The organism is Pedobacter nyackensis (genome assembly GCF_032678475.1).
GTDB lineage: Bacteria > Bacteroidota > Bacteroidia > Sphingobacteriales > Sphingobacteriaceae > Pedobacter > Pedobacter nyackensis_A.
This window is the reverse complement of record NZ_JAVTSF010000001.1, coordinates 230,401-248,680: the sequence shown is the minus strand read 5'-3', so window position 1 is coordinate 248,680 and position 18,280 is coordinate 230,401. Positions and strand designations below refer to the sequence as shown.

Here is an 18,280-nt window from a genome sequence, read left to right as displayed (position 1 = left end):
TTTAGAGAGCTTATTCGGATATCCCCCGATTCGAACGTAGTGTTTTTTTATCTAGGAAAGAAAAAAAATGCTTTTTATAAGTTGTCCCCAAAGGTACCTCAAGTTTATTATTTAATGTAATAAATGCTCCTTCTACCTTATTAATAAAGTCGGTTGAAATAATAAATGATCTTTGAACTCTAATGAAAGAGTCGTTTCCCTCTAACTTTGCTTCCAGTTCTTTCATTGTCAAATAAGCAATATGCATACCTGCTACTGTATGAATTTTCACATAGTTATTCAAACCTTCTATAGCTACCAAATCCTTTAAGTTAACCTTTATATATTTCTGAACCTGGTCTGTTTTTATGAAAAAATAATCTTCTTTATCAGCTTCTTTCTTAATAGCTTCGTCTAATTTAATTAATCTATCAATCATCAAGGCAAATTTACTCATCGAAATAGGCTTTAAAAGATATTCATTGGCCTGTACACCAAATGCATCAATTGCATATCGGGAATGAGCAGATGTAAAAACTAAATACCGGGTTTTGTGTCTTAGTGCTAAAGCTAAATCAATTCCTGTCATACCCGGCATATCAACGTCTATAAAAATAACATCTGTGTTATCTTCAAGACTAATATTCATTAAAGCGCTGAGAGGGTCGGTAAAGGATTTTATCAAGTTTAAATTTGGTAAGATATCGATGTAGTCAACCAACAGCTCAACAGCATGTTTTTCATCATCAATAACAATGCAATTTAGTTTGCCGTCCATTTAATATTGTTTAAATAATACTACCTTTTATTAAACATAAAAGTATTCACCCTTAAAAATACGATGTTTACGTAATACATTTTATTATTTCAATAATTTCCCTGTAACAAAGTTAAGCTAAATGTAACTGGAAGTATAGCATTGGACTGCAAAAAAATAGGGGATTACTATATAAACAGAGAGTTTTTAGGGAGAAAATAGAATTAGAGCAGTTTTTCATTTACCACGTGAAAACCGCAATTGACCACGTATTGTAGTGTGTTGGCGTAATATAGTTGGATGAAATCTCTTTCTTTTATAATTTTAGACAATCCCCCTATTAAAAACATGATTCCTGATGCACGGAGGTGTATCAGGGATTTAGTTTAGATCGATAAAAGTCATTCGTACGTTCTCGTATATATTTAGTTCTAAAGGGAGCAGCTCCTCCCTTTAGTTACTAGATAGTTCTAATCAGAAATGGATAAAAAAAATCTTTCATACGAAGATTTAAGATATTCAATCTATATTTTAGCCATAGATTTTCCAAGGTACCAGCAGAGCCATGTGAAAAACGGCGCCGCCAGAATATCGACCGTATAATGAACATGTTGAATTAGTAACAATAACGCTATTATACCTGTGGCTATAAAAGCTGCTATTTTATCGGATTTGCGTTCTAAACAAAGTGCTCCAAGAAAAATAGTGGCAGTATGCCCGGAAAAGAATAAGTCCTTCGTGATTACATTTGAATGGTAGAAGAAAATAGAACATGGATCTGCAAGATGAATAATATCATTAGGCGGATTGAGCGGTACTAATGTAATCGTTATGATTCTACTTATGCATAGAAAGTTAAATGCCCATAATGCGGTGAGGCACATAATTGTATTTTTTGACATCCGGTATAAAAAGAGACCGATCATTCCATACAATATCACAAATATGAGTACCGATGCATCTTTTGCCGGCACGTAATTAAGCAGCCAGTCGTTCAATATAATACCTTCTCTAGCCTCAATATGTGTAAAGAAATGTGGAATGAACACTAGAATTCCAATTAGAAAAGTCATCCCAAGGATGAACTTAATTCGAAACGTTTGATAGTCCCAGGCAATTTGCCAGGTAAATTGGTTAGACTGCATTAAAAGGTTAGTTGTTTTGTACGGTAAAATTATACAAATAAAACTATTTTAACATTAAAGTTATATAGAGTTGTATTTTTCTCTACACGAACGTAATGTTTATTTGTTTTTGTATAAATTTTAAATTGACTTTTTACATAAACAGAATATTCTTGGAGTGGACTATTTTATTAATTTAATTTAGATTGTAAGACAAAAATTATAAATTACATCAACCAAATAGAGTAAAAAATATGGATGAATTTCAGATCAAAAGATCAGCAAAGAAGTACGACGTAATTATAGTTGGGTCAGGTGCCGGTGGAGGAATGGCCGGCTATGTGCTGGCAAATGCCGGGCAAAAGGTATTGATGCTTGAAGCAGGTGACGATTTTGATCCCAGAATTCATGCGCAACAATTAAAATGGTCCTGGGAATCACCAAGAAGAGGTGCAGCGACAACTCGTCCATTTGGTGACTTTGATGCATCATATGGAGGCTGGGAGCTGGACGGTGAACCTTATACTCAGAAAAATAATTCAGAGTTTGCTTGGTTTCGGTCAAGAATGCTGGGAGGAAGAACAAATCATTGGGGACGAATATCTTTGAGAATGGGGCCAGATGATTTTAAATGTAAAGATGGTTTAACTGATGATTGGCCAATAACTTATGCCGATATAAAACCTTTTTATGATAAAGTAGATCGATTGATAGGGGTTTATGGAACTGTAGAAGGTATCGAAAATGAACCAGACGGAATTTTTCTGCCTCCGCCTAAACCGCGACTGAATGAGTTGTTTATTAAGAAAGCTGGAGAAAAGACAGGGGTAAAGGTAATTCCGGGGAGAGGGTCTGTTTTAACAGAGGCATTGCCTGGAAATAAGGACCGAGCGCCTTGCTTTTATTGTGGGCAATGTGGTAGAAGTTGTAAGGTTTATGGAGATTTTTCAGCTTCATCATGTCTCGTTATTCCGGCTGTTAACACTGGAAATTTAACCGTAATTACCAACGCAATGGTTCGAGAAGTCCTTACAGATTCGGCCGGTCTGGCAACAGGTGTGTCGTATGTTAATACAAGGGATTTACAAGAATACCAGGTTAGTGCCGATATTGTTATATTAGGAGCCAGCGCTTGTGAATCCGCAAGATTGTTGTTAAACTCTAAATCTTCTGCCCACCCTGATGGTTTAGCCAATGGTAGCGGAGTGATTGGTAAGTATCTTCATGATTCAACCGGGGCTAGTTTAAGTGGTTTTTTACCACAGTTGATGGATAGAAAACGTTATAATGAAGATGGAGTTGGAAGTGTCCATATTTACTCACCATGGTGGTTAGACAACAAAAAACTGGATTTTCCGCGTGGTTATCATATAGAGTATTGGGGCGGGATGGGTATGCCTGCTTATGGTTTTGGTGGTGGGGTAGCGAAGATGAATGGGATGGTACCTGACAGGAATGGAAAGATGAAACAGGCGGGGGGGTATGGCGCATCTCTAAAAGACGATTATAGGCGTTTTTATGGAACGGGTGTAGGTATGGCCGGCAGAGGAACAGCAATAGCACGAGAAACCAATTATTGTGAAATAGACCCTAAAGTAGTTGACAAATATGGGATTCCTGTTTTAAGGTTTAACTATAAATGGGCCGCAGAGGAAGTTAAACAGGCAAAACACATGCAGGAAACATTTCAATCTATGATGCATGCAATGGGCGCAATTATTACCTCAGATATTCCTGGAGCGGAGACTAACTATGGTTTGGAAGCACCTGGTAAAATAATCCATGAAGTAGGTACCGTCAGAATGGGAGATGATCCTAAAAAGTCTGCGTTGAATAAATGGTGCCAGGCCCATGAATGTAAGAATTTGTTTGTAGTTGATGCTGCACCATTTGTACAACAAGGTGATAAAAATGCAACCTGGACCATATTGGCATTGTCTATGAGAACAGCAGAATATATCCTTGATCAGAAAAAAAAGCATAATATTTAAGAAATGAATAGACGTGAATCATTAAAGATACTTGGCCTGACAACCATAAGTGCGACAGTGCTACTAGAAGCATGTAAGCCTGGTGCCGATCAGACTAAACTCCCAGAGGAATCTGATCAACAATCTGAAGCCGGCAGACAAAAGTTTGAGATTGAAAGAGACAAGAGACTACATAGCGAGAAATTTTTTAGCACACACGAAATAGCTACAATTACAGTTCTTGCTGACATTATAATACCAAAAGACGAAAAATCAGGCAGTGCCAGTGATGCTAAAGTCGCAGACTTTATTGAGTTTATTGTGAAAGATATTCCTTCACACCAAACCCCAATGCGAGGTGGACTTAGGTGGCTGGACCTCCAATGTCTAAATCGGTTTCAGAAACCTTTTAAAGATTTGACAGATCAAAATCAAACGCAAATGCTTGATTTGATCGCATATCCACAAAATGTAAAACCTGGAATGGAGCAAGGTGTTGCCTTTTTTAACCTGATGAGAGATCTAACTGCCTCTGGCTTTTTTACAAGTGAAATGGGAATTAAAGATATAGGCTATGCCGGTAATACGCCAAATAAATGGGAGGGAGTTCCTGCAGATGTTTTAAAACAGTATAACCTCTAGTTACGATAAGTGCCCTATTGAGCGGGATTGATAAAAAAGAAACGGGGATAGGTCCTAAGACTTACCCCCGTTAAATTAACGCTCTCACCACAAAAGTACGGATTGTTTTTAATTGTGCAAATAAATCTCTATTTATTTTTTTATTTCATATCACGTTCTATTTTTCTTACGGTACTCTTTCCCGGCAAATAGATTTGAAAGCCAACTCCAATTCCAAGATTATGTGCATAAGGGCTTGATCCAAAGCCTAAAACTCCATTGTATTTTAGTAAAGCCTCAAGACCTATAGACGGAGTAACGAAATAGGTAAAACCGGGACCGAAGCTAAATCCCAGACCATTAGTACTGCCACCACCTGAAGGGTTATATCCTTGTATGCCCACGGTTGCTTCTCCAAAAAATTTGGAACTTTTTACAACTTCATTGGCGCCAGTTTCGCCATAATATCTACCTAAGGCGCTAACACCATAGCTAAAATCTGTTCCTGAACCTTTCTGTGTCGCTAATCCTAAATTTACGTCCGCTCCAATGGCAAGACCGTCTTGTACAAACCACGCAACTTTTGGACTTATGTTGAAAGTAAACTGATTGGGCTTATCTAAGCCGAATCTAATATTTGATAGATTTGCACCCATCATTACATTTCCCTTTTGTATTTGAGCATTTGCGCCAAATGCTATACTACCACCTAGAATAACAGTAAAAAATAGCTTTTTCATAAGATTTTATTTAAGGTTTTCAATAGTTTTGTAAAACGACAGTATGTCTCATGTTAGTAATTCAACAAATGATATCGCTTTTTTGTTTATAACAATTTATTCGTGATCTTTATCTGATAGTTATTGATTTGTTTATCAGTTAATTGTGTTTTTTTTGCATTGCGGTTGTGATCCAAGATTACAATAAGAAAAAATATGTGTTTATAACAAATAGATCCTGTTGAATATTGAAATTTCGTTACGTAATGAAACCAATTATTTTATAGAAAAGATTATTCATATGCTTGACAAGGAAAGTATAAAAGAAATTAAGTGGGGTATTATTGGCTGTGGCGATGTTACGGAAGTAAAAAGCGGTCCAGCTTTTAATAAAGTGTCGCGTTCTTCTCTTGTTGCCGTTATGCGACGCGATGCAGACAAAGCTAAAGACTATGCCATACGACACGGAGTGCCTAAATGGTATGATGATGCTAATCAGCTTATCAATGATCCTGAGGTAAATGCTATATATATAGCTACACCTCCATTACAGCATGAAGAATTTGCACTTAGCGCAATGGCTGCTGGAAAACCGGTTTATATTGAAAAGCCAATGACTTTGAATGCAGCTTCTGCAATAAGAATAAGAGACGCTGCTGAAAAGTATAATGTAAAACTTTCAGTAGCGCACTACAGAAGAGCACAACCTATGTTCTTAAAGATTAAATCACTTTTAGCAGCGAAGGCAATAGGCGCAGTAAAAGTTGTCCAACTTCAAATGCTACAGCCGGAAAATACAACTCTGATAGCTGGCTCTGAGGTTAGTTGGAGATTAGATCCGGCAGTGTCTGGAGGAGGACTATTTCATGACCTTGCACCTCATCAACTCGACTTAATGGCTTATTTTTTTGGGGAAGCCACTCAGTCAGTGGGCATATCATTGAACCAGGGAAATCCTTATGGTGTGGACGATATGGTCGTTGGACATATCTTGTTTAAAAATGGAGTGGTTTTTAACGGTACATGGAATTTCTCAGTTGCTGAATATTGCGATCTTTGTGAAATCATAGGAACTGAGGGTAAAATTAGTTTTCCAATATTTGGACATAAAGTTACATTACGTAAAAACGGTGATGACGAAGAATTTATATTTGACGCTTTACAGCATGTTCAAATGCCTATGATAGAAGAAGTTGTAAAGTATTTCTTAGGTAAGGCTGATAATCCATGCTCAGCAGATCAGGCCATTCAGTCGATGCAGTTTATGGATGATTTTACGAATTAGACATTTCTTTTAAGCGATATTTAATTTCAATCAAATTATATCATCATATTTGTTAATGATCAGAAGTCACAGTCAAAGTCCTGTCGGGTATAAATAAATATGAAACCAACAACCAGCGAAGCCAGGAATCCCGGTATTTTTAACTTACTTAAACCATATAAGGCTTTAATCATTCTGTTAGTCCTGTTTGCTTTAATCAGCAATGGGGTAAACTTGCTCCTGCCTAAGATTGTAGCGAATGGCATAGATGCATATACAAATGGTACGTTTGACCTTCACTCAATTCTCGTTAAATTCTCTGTCGCAATTCTTTTTGTTTTTTTCTTTACTTTTTTACAGAGTATAATTCAAACTTATGCATCAGAAAAAGTAGCCCGGGATCTTAGGACTCAACTTGCCGATCAAATTTCGAAACAAAGCAACACTTATGTCGAACAAGCTAATCCATCTAAGTTGTTAACCAATCTTACGGCTGATGTTGATTCAATTAAATTATTCGTTGCTCAGGCTATTGTTTCAATTGCCTCTTCCATATTTATTATACTAGGTGCGTCTATACTCTTACTAATTATCAACTGGAAACTGGCATTAGCAATAATTGCAATCATTCCAATTATTGGTATCACATTCTTTCTGGTGATAAAAAAAGTTAGTGTGCTTTTTAAACAAACTAGGGAAGTTATAGATTGGCTAAACAAAGTAATTAATGAAAGTATATTAGGCGCTGCATTAATCAGAGTTGTTAATTCACAGCAGCTAGAATATCTGAAGTTTTTGTCAGCTAATACTAAAGCTAAAGATCTTGGATTATCCATTTTGGCCCTTTTTGCAGGTTTGATACCTGTAATCATATTTGTAGCTAATCTTGCGGGACTTACTATATTGGTTCTCGGCGGACATTATGTAATTAGTGATAAAATGACGCTTGGCGATTTTTCTGCATTTAGTAGCTATCTGGCTTTACTCATTTTTCCTATTATTGTAATTGGTTTTATGAGCAATGTAATTGCTCAGGCTACAGCATCTTATGCCAGGATATCTCAAGTTTTAAATAAGAAAAATACAACTTCTACCGGAGTCATCACAGCAAGCCTGATGGGGCATGTAGAGGTTAGGGATATTAATGTGATTTATGAACAGAAGCCTGTTCTCAAGAATATTTCATTTAGTCTTAAGCCGGGCTCAAAAACGGCCATTATAGGTCCGACAGCTGCTGGTAAAACACAGTTGCTTTATCTACTTACAGGCCTGATCAAAGCTAATAGTGGTCAAATCCTGTTTGATGGAAAGTCCGTAGATGATTACGATGAGGAAGCATTCCACAATCAAATTGGCTTTGTATTTCAGGACAGTATTGTTTTTAATATGAGTATTCGGGAGAATATTGCATTTAACGATCAGGTTACCGATCAATCTTTGGAGAAGGCTGTACAGACGGCTGAACTAAAAGATTTTATTCAGTCTCTTCCCGAGCAACTGGATACGGTAGTGTCAGAAAGAGGGTCCAATCTCTCTGGGGGGCAGAAGCAGAGGATAATGCTTGCCCGCGCACTGGCACTCAATCCTAAGATATTATTGCTTGATGACTTTACTGCGAGGGTCGATAATAATACAGAGCAACGTATTTTAGCTAATGTACATTCTAATTTTCCAGGTTTAACATTACTTTCAATAACACAAAAAATTGAGTCGGTACGAGATTATGATAATGTTATCTTAATCATGCAAGGCGAAATTATTGCTCAGGGGACGCATCAGCAACTCATGAAAAGCTGTCCTGAGTACGTTCAAATATATAATTCACAACAAAGTACAAGTAATTATGAACTACAATCTTGACCCGGTCAGCGGTAAGGAAGAAAAGAAGTCAACATTTGTTGTGTTAAGAAAGTTGTTGCAGCTAATTGCACATGAACGCAAGAATCTCTTATTTGCTTTTGTTGTTATAATAATCAATTCAACTTTGTTGCTGCTATCTCCGCTAATTATTGGACATATTATCGACAGTTATATCAGTACTAAGCAGTTTAGTGGGGTTTTGTTCTATTCGGGTATTCTGCTGGCGATGTACCTGATTTCTTTACTAACCGGTTATTTACAAACAAAATTAATGGGAGGTGTAGGTCAAAGGACGTTGTATACATTGCGTAATGCGATCTTCAGCAAACTTCAGGAGCTTCCGGTCTCTTTTTTTAGCCAAAACAAGGCCGGCGATCTGATTTCCAGGGTTAATAACGATACAGATAAGCTTAACCAGTTTTTTTCACAATCATTGATGCAGTTTTTGAGTAATATATTTACAATGCTCGGTGCTGCTATCTTTTTGTTAATCATCAATTTTAAACTTGGTTCAGCTACACTTGTACCTGGATTGTTTATTTTGTTATTTACCTCATTGGTGTCTGCATGGGTAAAGAGTAAAAATGCTGTTAGCTTAAAAAGCGTTGGTAATCTTAGTGCTGGAATTCAGGAAAGTCTCAATAATTTTAAAGTAATTATAGCTTTCAATCGTCGTGATTATTTCAGAAAGCGATTTAAGGAAACGAATAATGAAAACTATAAGACGGCAATAGGAGCTGGAATTGCAAATACAATTTTTATTCCTGTATTCGGTTTTTTTTCCAGTACAGCACAATTAATTGTACTTTTATATGGTATTCATTTAATTTCCATAGGTGAATTTTCTGTCGGTTTACTAATCAGTTACCTTTCTTATGCAGTAAATTTTTATAACCCTCTTCGTCAACTGGCTGCATTGTGGAGCAGCTTTCAGGTAGCTATAGCCAGTTGGGATAGAATTTCACAGATTTTATCCCTTGAGAATGATTTGCAGGTAATTGAAGATAAGAATACACATCACACTAATGCTTTGCTTACCTTTAAAAATGTTCATTTTAGTTATACAGGTGGTGAAGAAATATTGCACAATATTAGTTTTGATTTGCATAAAGGAAAAACTTATGCATTAATAGGTCCTACAGGTGGAGGGAAAACAACCACCGCGTCGCTGATGGCTCGTCTGTATGATACTACAAAAGGAGAGATCTTACTAAATGGAAAAGACATTCGTTCCTATACTGCAGAAGAACGTACCAGAAGAATTGGTTTTATATTACAGGAACCCTTTCTATTTACGGGAACGGTAAAGGATAATATCTTATACAGTAACGCTGTTTACAAGGATTATACAAATGAACAGCTTGAAGAAGTTATAAAAACTGCACACCTGGATGAACTCCTGGCCATCTTTGATAAAGGATTGGAGACCGAAGTCACATCAAATGCAGAGAATATTAGTTTGGGGCAAAAACAATTGATTGCTTTTATGAGAGCAGTACTTCGCAATCCAGAACTACTTATTTTAGATGAGGCTACCGCAAACATTGACACAATAACAGAAAAGCTATTGAGTGATATCCTAAAGAAATTACCAAAAGAAACAACCCTAGTTATTATTGCTCATCGCTTAAACACAATTGAAAATGCGGATGAGATATACTTCGTAAATTCGGGTGAAGTCATTAAAGCAGGCACTATGAGCCATGCTATGAATATGCTGCTTAAAGGAAAAAGAAATAGTTAACAGCGGAATTAATGTCCGCTGGTGTGGTTATCTTTTTTTCTGAATGTTAAATAAAGTGCAGTGATCATAATGACCACAGAAAGGGTAACTAAGCTGATTAATGATGCCATATTGAATTTTATTAAAGTATTTTTATACCACAAATATAACTTTACAAATTGATAAAATAACAAAACAATAGTGCCATCTTATAAATTGTGGATTTGTTAATAAAATTAATACAAATTAAAACTAGAATTTCCGTAAATTGTTGTTAGTTAAAAAGAAGTATATAAAAAGACAAAAAAGTCCTGTGAGTGGGTGATCCGCGTAGGGCAGGCACAACATAGAAAAGAAGATAAGCAGTAGGCTGATTACATAGGATAATTGCCAAATTGCTTATCTTCATTTTTGTAAAAAGCATCTTTACATCTGTCTTTACCTGAACAAATATCTATTCTCACTGTTGTTATATTATATCAATTGAAATATAATTTATGACAGAAAGACACACGTACCAAACAGGAATCGTTGGCAATTGTGCGTTCCTTGCCCATATCAATAAAAATACAAACGTCGACTGGCTTTGTTGGCCCAGGTTTGATAGTAGCTTTGTTTTTGGAGGCCTCCTTGATAGGCAAAAAGGAGGTGAATTTTCTATTCTTCCACACGGTGATTATACATCCAGACAATACTATCTTGAAAATACAAATATACTCTGTACTGAGATCAGCAATCCAGAAGGTAAGTACAGAGTAACAGATTATGCACCCCGTTTCCGCCAGTTCGAGCGGTATTTTAAACCACTAATGTTCATCCGGAAGATTGAACCATTGGAAGGAGAGCCCAGAGTACGCGTAATATGTAAACCGGTTTACGATTATGGTAAAACTGTACAAAAGGGCCATAGAGGCAGTAATCATATTGAGTTTGAAGGGGCAGACGAAGACATGCAACTCAGTACAAACATATCATTAAGTTATATTGAAGACGAAAAGTATTTTGTATTAAACGAAGTTAAGTACTTAATACTTACTTATGGACACGAACTGGGGGCACCAATAATAAGTACTGCCGAGCACTTTTTAACTGAAACCATTAAATACTGGCGTGTCTGGATTAAACACACGACAATTGCCGGGTTTTATCAGTCATTTGTTGTCCGCTCAGCATTGACCCTAAAAATACATCAGTACGAAGATACAGGAGCTATTATAGCTGCGAGCACTACAAGTTTACCTGAGTCTCCAGGTAGCACCCGAAATTGGGACTATCGTTATTGTTGGATGAGAGATACCTATTATGTAATTACTGCACTTAATCATATAGGCCATTTTGAAGAAATGGAGAAATATTTTGGTTATGTAACCGACATATCTTTTCGTGATGACGGGCGTTATCAACCTTTATTTGGTATTGCAGGAGAAAAAATTATTACCGAACGTATCCTTGATAATATAGAGGGCTACATGGGTAATAAGCCCGTTAGAGTCGGCAATCAGGCGTATGAACACATTCAAAATGATATTTATGGACAGGTTTTGGTTTCTATGTTACCGCTTTATACAGATTCTCGCTTCATCTATTCCGAAAGGAAAGATTCTGAAAAATGGCTGGATTACTTGTTGAAAAAGATCGAACGTACAATTGATGAGAAAGATGCTGGTATTTGGGAGTTCAGGAATATTGCTAACACACATTGTTATACAAACCTTTTCCAATGGGCGGGTGCAAACGCGGCGTTGAAAATGGCAAAAACCATAGGCAATCGTATTTATGAAGAAAGGGCGCAGGTGTTGATCGATAAAGCTGCGCAGCATATCGAGGATTGTTATGATCCTGTGCGTAAAGTTTATACCCATGCCGTAGGTAGTCCACATTTAGATGCCAGTACCTTGCAGTTGATATTGATGAATTATCTTGATCCAAATTCTCAAAAGGCAAAAGACCATCTGATTATGCTGGAATCGGAATTGAAAACCGAGTCAGGTTTGTTTTATAGGTATTTGCACACCGACGATTTTGGAAAGCCTAAAACTACTTTTTTAATCTGTGCATTTTGGTATATAGAAGCCCTGGCCTGTGTTGGACGTATTGATGATGCGATCGCAGAGTTTGAATCTATTATTAAATATGCAAATCATTTATTGCTGTTCAGTGAAGATGTTGATGAAAAGGATGGTAGTCAATGGGGCAATTTTCCCCAGGCTTACAGTCATGTTGGACTCATGAATGCAGCACATAGAATTGCTATTAAACTGGATAGACCCATATTTCTTTAAAAACAGCAAGGGGATTTCTGAAAAAATATTTATCCGGAATCCCCTGTATAAATCTGGCTACTGGCACCAAGTTACATAACTAATTCTTTCAGTAGTTCCCGTACTTCATGAAAGTCTTTTAAATAATAACGTGCCGCGGAAATATTGCTCCCGACTTTTATGGTATAGGCCTTTGGAGATAGTGCTTTAAAAATATCTTCGTCAGTATGATCATCGCCCAAGGCCAGTATAAAATCTGGATCATTATCGTAAAGCCAGTTTTGGGCAGCTTTTCCTTTATTCACTTCAATATTTTTAAATTCGATCACTTTGTTTCCGGGCATCATTTGGAGACCTTTATCTACAATAAACACTCCCAGATGATTAATAATCTCATTAGCACGAAGTTCTCCCAGACCTTCCTCAACTTTGCGGTAATGCCAAACCAATGAATAGCTCTTTTCTTCAATGAATGAACCAGGGGTCCGATCCGTATAGGTATCCAATACAGTTTTCACCTCCTGTTTCCATTTATCTGTGAGTAATGGTAGTGGCTTCCATTCTGTATTCTGATATTTTTGCCATGCACCATGTTCAGCAATCATATCCAACTTCATATGTCCGAACCACCTTTCCAATGTCTGATATCTACGTCCGCTAATAATGATAACCCGGTTTAAAGGATCTAATGTTAATTGTTCTAAAATGGCGTATAGTTCTCCGTCGGGAGCAGCTTTGTCAATATCAGAGTTGAAGCCAACTAATGTACCGTCATAGTCTAAAAATATGTATCGTTCTTTTGCCGTTGTATAATCATTCGCTATTTGTCTTCTAACGGTGGCCACCGCATGTTTTGTAAGCAATGAAGCTTGCATTGATTTCACTTCCGCTAATTTATCCATAAAGTTTGTAACCCATCTGTATATATTAAATTTACCCACTATGGTTCGCATACTTTTCATTCTTGTATGCTGTTCATCTAATGGCATATCAATAGCTTCAATGATAGCATCCATTACATCTCCAATATTATTTGGATTAACAATCAAGGCATCGTTAAGCTCTTTAGATGCTCCGGCCATTTCACTTAACACAAGTACACCATCGTTATTGGATCTCGATGCTACGTACTCTTTACTAACCAGGTTCATTCCGTCACGCATAGGGGTAACCAGGCAAATATCTGCAGTACTGTATATAGCCGATAGAAACTCAACAGAGAACGAACGATAAAAATAATGAACAGGAACCCAGTTAATTGTTCTAAAACGGGCATTAATGTTACCAACTAATTGATCTATCTGATCTTTCAATTCTTTATACTTTGGTACATTGTCCCTGGATGGAACGACAATCATGTAAAGCGCTATTTTCCCAATATATTTAGGATGCTTTTCAAGAAGCAATTCAAATGTATGCAAACGTTGCAGTATTCCCTTACTATAATCCAACCTGTCAATTGTCAATATTGTCTTTAAATTTTTTAAACTAGTCTTAAAAGACGTAACGTATTTTGCAACTTTCTCATTTTTGGTCAATGTCTCAAACCTTGATGAATCAATTCCCATAGGGAATGCCTCCACAACGATCTGTCGATTTTTATAATTCAAAATATTGTCTGACAAATTACCAGATGAAAGCCTTGAAGCTGCACTTAAAAAATGTCTTACATCATCAAAAGTATGAAAACCTATGAGGTCAGCTCCAAGCATTCCTGCAATCAATTGCTCCCGCCAGGGGATTAATCTGAAAATTTCAAAGGAAGGAAAGGGGATATGCTGAAAAAATCCAATCGTAACATTAGCTTGTTCAGTTCGTATAAAACATGGCAAAAGAAGTAATTGATAATCATGTACCCAAACGGTATCCTGATCATTCAAGTTATCGAGTACGGTATCTCTGAACTTTTCGTTTACAGATCTATAAAATGCCCAGTAAACCTCTTCAAATTTTGCATAAGTAACCAGGTAATGAAAAACTGGCCATAAAATTTCATTTGAAAAGCCTTCGTAATAAAAATTAATTTCATCAACAGTTAGAAAAACCGGCACGAGATTGTAGTCTGCAAGTTTTTTCGTTACTTCTGCTTGTCTATCAACCGGCACTTCAATGCCGGGCCAACCAATCCATATATTATTACCCTGCTTGTAAATAGAGCCAAGTCCCGTAGCTAAGCCTCCTTCACTCGGACTTAGCTTATACTCTCCATTTTCTTCTGTAATTTTTATCGGTAGTCGATTCGATATTATAATTGTTTTACTGCTTGTAATCATATATTACTTAAACAACCGTCTGAGATGTTGTTTGTTTGAGTTATTTTAAATTAATAGTTAATAACCTCGTTCTGAGCTCAGTTAAACACAATAAGATCGTAACTTATGCAAAAGACCGGGAAGTACAGATTGATAAAAAAATAATACCTTGCACCAAAAAACAAAAGAACAGCGTTAATATAAAAAATAGCTCAGCAACCGTTTTATGATTAAAAGCCTTAAACTACCAATTTTTATCTCAGCAGTATTTATCAGTTCGTGTTCTTCTGTGTATATGCCAAATGTACCTAATACCCCAATGCTTAGTCAGAAGGGAGAGTTTAGTGGCGGTCTACATATATCGCCAAGATTGAATAGCAGTATTAATGGTGCTTACGCCGTTTCGGATCATATTGGAGTTCTTTTCAGTGGTTCTTATATGAACAGAGATAAAGAGCGTAAAGACTACAGACATAAACTAGTTGAAATAGGAGGTGGCTGGTTTGATACTTTCGGTCCGGACAACAACAGGATTATCGAAATATATGCAGGCGTAGGTTCAGGGAGAACCGATCGCACATTTAGGGAGTTCGATGACAACGATGTATTGATTAAAACCGATGTAGAGGAAATTACTTATAGCAAAAGCTTTTTACAGGTAAACTATAGTTCCAAAAAGAACAATAACCTGCGCCTTTTCGGGAACAACTATCCATTAAACTACGGTACTGCCTTACGAATCAGTAATGTTGATATGAAAACTTTTATGCGTAACTCGATTGGTCAGGTGAGAGAGGGAAATATTTTTCTTGAGCCAATATTCTTTACCAGAATGCGTCTAAGTGAAACGGTACAATTACAGTATACAACCAGTGGTACTTTTGGCTTAAATAGCCGTAAACACATGAATGCTGGCAATTCTATTTTTACTATTGGTGCAGTAATAAATCTAAATGGAAAATCGAAATAACAGGTAAATATGCGTTCTGTTTTAACGCAGAACGCATATTTAATTTATTATTTAACGATTACATTGTAAAGTAGTGGCCTTTCTTTAACTCCATCTTTGCTGGCTTTAACAAGAATAAAGACGTCATGAAACTTACCGTCAGTTATTCCTTCAATATTTATGTCGCCTTTTATAGAGTTGTGCCGGGCAAGTAGTTTTCCATCCTGACTATCCATTCTGATTTCAATTTCATAATCCAAGTTATTTCCCATGTCATTTACAGTGAACTGAAAAGTTCTGATATCTGTCAAATCAATTTTGTTTAATTTAATCCAGCCGGTATGCTCCGGGAAAATAAGTGCTTCTTTGCCGTTAATGTCACGGCGGCCGAATTGAGATACATTTTTTAAGTCCGATGCATCTATAACATTGCTAATTAGATTAACAACCTGTGTCGCACTTAGGGATTTAAGTCCGGCAGACCCCATATCAGTGTAGCTTGCTTTCAGTGCAAATACAGGTTTATTGGTATTTACGCTTGCAGGAGGTGTAATTTTTCCCTCCATAGGTAGTGTAGCAATATGTTTAGCCTTTTCACCAAGGGACATAATCCATTCAGCAATCTGTTTTACTTCTGCCTCTTTCATTGTAGGATGAGCAGGCATAGGAATTTCTCCCCATATACCACTGCTGCCTTTAATCACCTTTCCCGCCAGATAATTAACAGCTTTATCATTTTTTTGATATTTATCAGATATTTTTTTGAAAGATGGACCTATGGAAAGTTCGTTCGTTTTGTGACAGGTACTACAGTCAGATTTTAGCATCAGAGATTTGCCCACTAATGTTTGCGCAGCCTGCTGATGCCCCAATTGTGCACCAGCAAGATCTAAGCCTTCAGTATAGGTGTTTGAGACATATACGCGACTTTTGTTAACAGTTGCGCCATTGTCGGTAACCAACACCTTATAAGCTACAGGCTTTGAAGGGAAGTAGAAACTTTTATTTCCTGACAGCTTAATATCAACCTTAGGGTGTTCGTTTCCTGCAAACACTGTTACGACATTGCTTGTTGATGCAGCTCCAGACTTATCTATTGCTTTTACACTAATCGCATATTCGCCAGCTTTAGTAAAAGTGTGTATCAAAGAAGGAATTGTTGTAGTCTTTTTAATTCCTTTACCCAAATTCCATTGATAAGTTAACGCATCACCATCAGGATCTTTTGCTTCAACAGAAGCAATAAGTTTATACGGTAATAAGCCACTGGTTTTTTCAATCTGAAGTAGTTTAACCACAGGTGGCCTGTTACCTTTTAAATAATCAATCCTTACAATTCCTGCATCAGGATTTTTAGTGAACCAACCTTTACCATATTCCAGAATGTATAATTTTCCGTCAGGGCCTAATTCCATATCAATTGGTGCAGATAACGGTATGTTGGATAGGAAAGGCTCCATGCTTAAATAATCTCCCTCGGGTGATAGACTAACTGCTTTTACCCAACCCCGGATCCATTCGTAAATTATCAATTTACCATTATAATAGGCCGGATAAGGATTAACGCCAGGTTTGGTATGATAAACCGGACCTGCCATAGCCGTACGACCACCTCCGCCAACTTCTGGAAAGTCTTTTGATTCTCCGTAAGGATACCATATAAATGCAGGCTGTGCAGGAGGCAATTGAGTTAGGCCGGTATTGTTTGGGGAATTATTAAGTGGTGCATCCGGTTTAAATGTGTCGCCACTTTTACCATTTGTAAAATCATATGCCCGATAGGCGTAATTATTACCTATAAATAGAGGCCAGCCAAAAAAACCAGCTTTCCGGGCCTGGTTAACTTCATCATAACCTCTTGGGCCTCTTAACTCGTCGTCACTGGAAGCATCCGGGCCAACATCGCCCCAATATAGAAAGCCGGTTTTTTGATCTACAGAAATTCGATAAGGATTTCTGCTACCCATTACATAAATCTCAGGTTTACTTTTAGGGTCGTCCTTAGGAAATAAATTACCGTCAGGGATACTATAGCTGGCATCAGAATTTACTCTTATCCTCAATACTTTACCTCTAAGATCATTTGTGTTTCCTGATGATCGCCTCGCATCATACTGGTGTAATCCCTGACGATTATCCAGCGGAGCATATCCTTTGTTCACAAATTCTTGTTTAGGAACATCAAAAGGAGTAGAGTTGTCTCCTGTAGACACATATAACAATCCATCTGGTCCAAAAGCTATTGATCCTCCGGTATGACAACAAATATCTCTTTGGGAATAAAACTCCAGGATGGTCTTTTCTGAAGCAGGATTGATTTTATCGTTAACCAATTTAAACCTCGATAAACGGTTGACAGTTTTTTTTGTTGGGCTGTAAAAGGCATAAACATATTGATTAGTCGCAAAATTAGGATCAATAGCAATACCTAAGAGGCCTTCCTCAGCATTTACATCAGGAACACTTGTTTTAAAATAAACATCCAGTTTAATCACCTCTTTCAAGGCTTTAGACTGGTTCTTGTAAATCATTATTTCCCCTCTTCGCTGTGCAACAAGGATATCAAGATTTGGCAAAATCGTCATTTCGGTTGGTTCAGTAAATTGCCCTTGTACGAGTTGAACTTTCACAAATCTACTCTGATCAGGTGTATCAATGTTTAGTTTTTTGAACTGGTTGGTTTTCGTTAAAAGTTGTTGCTTCGGATTATTCTCTATTAATCCGTCCTGTCCGAAAAAGAACAGTAATAGAGAGGTAACGCTGGAAAGCGTTAAAGTAATTAATGTTTTCATTGTTTAACT

General features: G+C 36.9%; 12 protein-coding genes. 7 read left to right on the top strand and 5 right to left on the bottom strand.

What is annotated here, in order from left to right; translation table 11 throughout:
• Nucleotides 1-10: 10 nt before the first annotated feature.
• Complete coding sequence (locus tag R2Q84_RS00965; protein WP_316814645.1) at nt 11-757, bottom strand: LytTR family DNA-binding domain-containing protein; 747 nt, start codon at nt 755-757, stop codon at nt 11-13.
• Between the two features lie 503 nt (nt 758-1,260).
• Nucleotides 1,261-1,881, bottom strand: a complete 621-nt coding sequence (locus R2Q84_RS00960) for a phosphatase PAP2-related protein (RefSeq protein ID WP_316814644.1) — start codon at nt 1,879-1,881, stop codon at nt 1,261-1,263.
• A gap of 233 nt (nt 1,882-2,114) precedes the next feature.
• On the opposite strand from R2Q84_RS00960, the gene R2Q84_RS00955 reads away from it, so the two are divergent.
• Both R2Q84_RS00955 and R2Q84_RS00950 read left to right on the top strand, forming a co-directional pair.
• Nucleotides 2,115-3,851 (top strand): GMC family oxidoreductase, encoded by a 1,737-nt coding sequence (locus R2Q84_RS00955; protein WP_316814643.1) that lies wholly within the window; start codon nt 2,115-2,117, stop codon nt 3,849-3,851.
• Between the two features lie 3 nt (nt 3,852-3,854).
• The gene (locus R2Q84_RS00950) at nt 3,855-4,472 is read left to right on the top strand and encodes a gluconate 2-dehydrogenase subunit 3 family protein (RefSeq protein ID WP_316814642.1); all 618 of its coding nucleotides are present in this window, start codon (nt 3,855-3,857) and stop codon (nt 4,470-4,472) included.
• Between the two features lie 140 nt (nt 4,473-4,612).
• Here R2Q84_RS00950 and R2Q84_RS00945 read toward each other — a convergent pair whose 3' ends face one another.
• Complete coding sequence (locus R2Q84_RS00945; protein ID WP_316814641.1) at nt 4,613-5,191, bottom strand: hypothetical protein; 579 nt, start codon at nt 5,189-5,191, stop codon at nt 4,613-4,615.
• Nucleotides 5,192-5,411: 220 nt separating this feature from the next.
• On the opposite strand from R2Q84_RS00945, the gene R2Q84_RS00940 reads away from it, so the two are divergent.
• The 4 genes from R2Q84_RS00940 to R2Q84_RS00925 all read left to right on the top strand — a co-directional run bounded on the left by R2Q84_RS00940 (nt 5,412) and on the right by R2Q84_RS00925 (nt 12,299).
• A complete protein-coding gene (locus tag R2Q84_RS00940; RefSeq protein WP_316814640.1) occupies nt 5,412-6,455 on the top strand; it encodes a Gfo/Idh/MocA family oxidoreductase in 1,044 nt (347 codons plus the stop codon).
• Nucleotides 6,456-6,554: 99 nt separating this feature from the next.
• Entirely contained in the window at nt 6,555-8,294 is a 1,740-nt protein-coding gene (locus R2Q84_RS00935; RefSeq protein WP_316814639.1) for an ABC transporter ATP-binding protein, read from the top strand.
• Nucleotides 8,278-10,038 (top strand): ABC transporter ATP-binding protein, encoded by a 1,761-nt coding sequence (locus R2Q84_RS00930; RefSeq protein WP_316814638.1) that lies wholly within the window; start codon nt 8,278-8,280, stop codon nt 10,036-10,038. Before R2Q84_RS00935 ends, R2Q84_RS00930 begins: the two co-directional genes overlap by 17 nt.
• Nucleotides 10,039-10,514: 476 nt before the next feature.
• Entirely contained in the window at nt 10,515-12,299 is a 1,785-nt protein-coding gene (locus tag R2Q84_RS00925; RefSeq protein WP_316814637.1) for a glycoside hydrolase family 15 protein, read from the top strand.
• 71 nt (nt 12,300-12,370) lie between these two features.
• Here the strand turns inward: R2Q84_RS00925 and R2Q84_RS00920 are convergent, their stop codons facing one another.
• Entirely contained in the window at nt 12,371-14,551 is a 2,181-nt protein-coding gene (locus R2Q84_RS00920; protein ID WP_316814636.1) for a bifunctional alpha,alpha-trehalose-phosphate synthase (UDP-forming)/trehalose-phosphatase, read from the bottom strand.
• 205 nt (nt 14,552-14,756) lie between these two features.
• Here R2Q84_RS00920 and R2Q84_RS00915 point away from each other — a divergent pair, with 205 nt between their 5' ends.
• The gene (locus R2Q84_RS00915) at nt 14,757-15,500 is read left to right on the top strand and encodes a hypothetical protein (RefSeq protein WP_316814635.1); all 744 of its coding nucleotides are present in this window, start codon (nt 14,757-14,759) and stop codon (nt 15,498-15,500) included.
• Between the two features lie 47 nt (nt 15,501-15,547).
• On the opposite strand, the gene R2Q84_RS00910 is transcribed toward R2Q84_RS00915, so the two are convergent.
• Entirely contained in the window at nt 15,548-18,271 is a 2,724-nt protein-coding gene (locus R2Q84_RS00910) for a PQQ-dependent sugar dehydrogenase (RefSeq protein ID WP_316814634.1), read from the bottom strand.
• Nucleotides 18,272-18,280 lie beyond the last annotated feature (9 nt).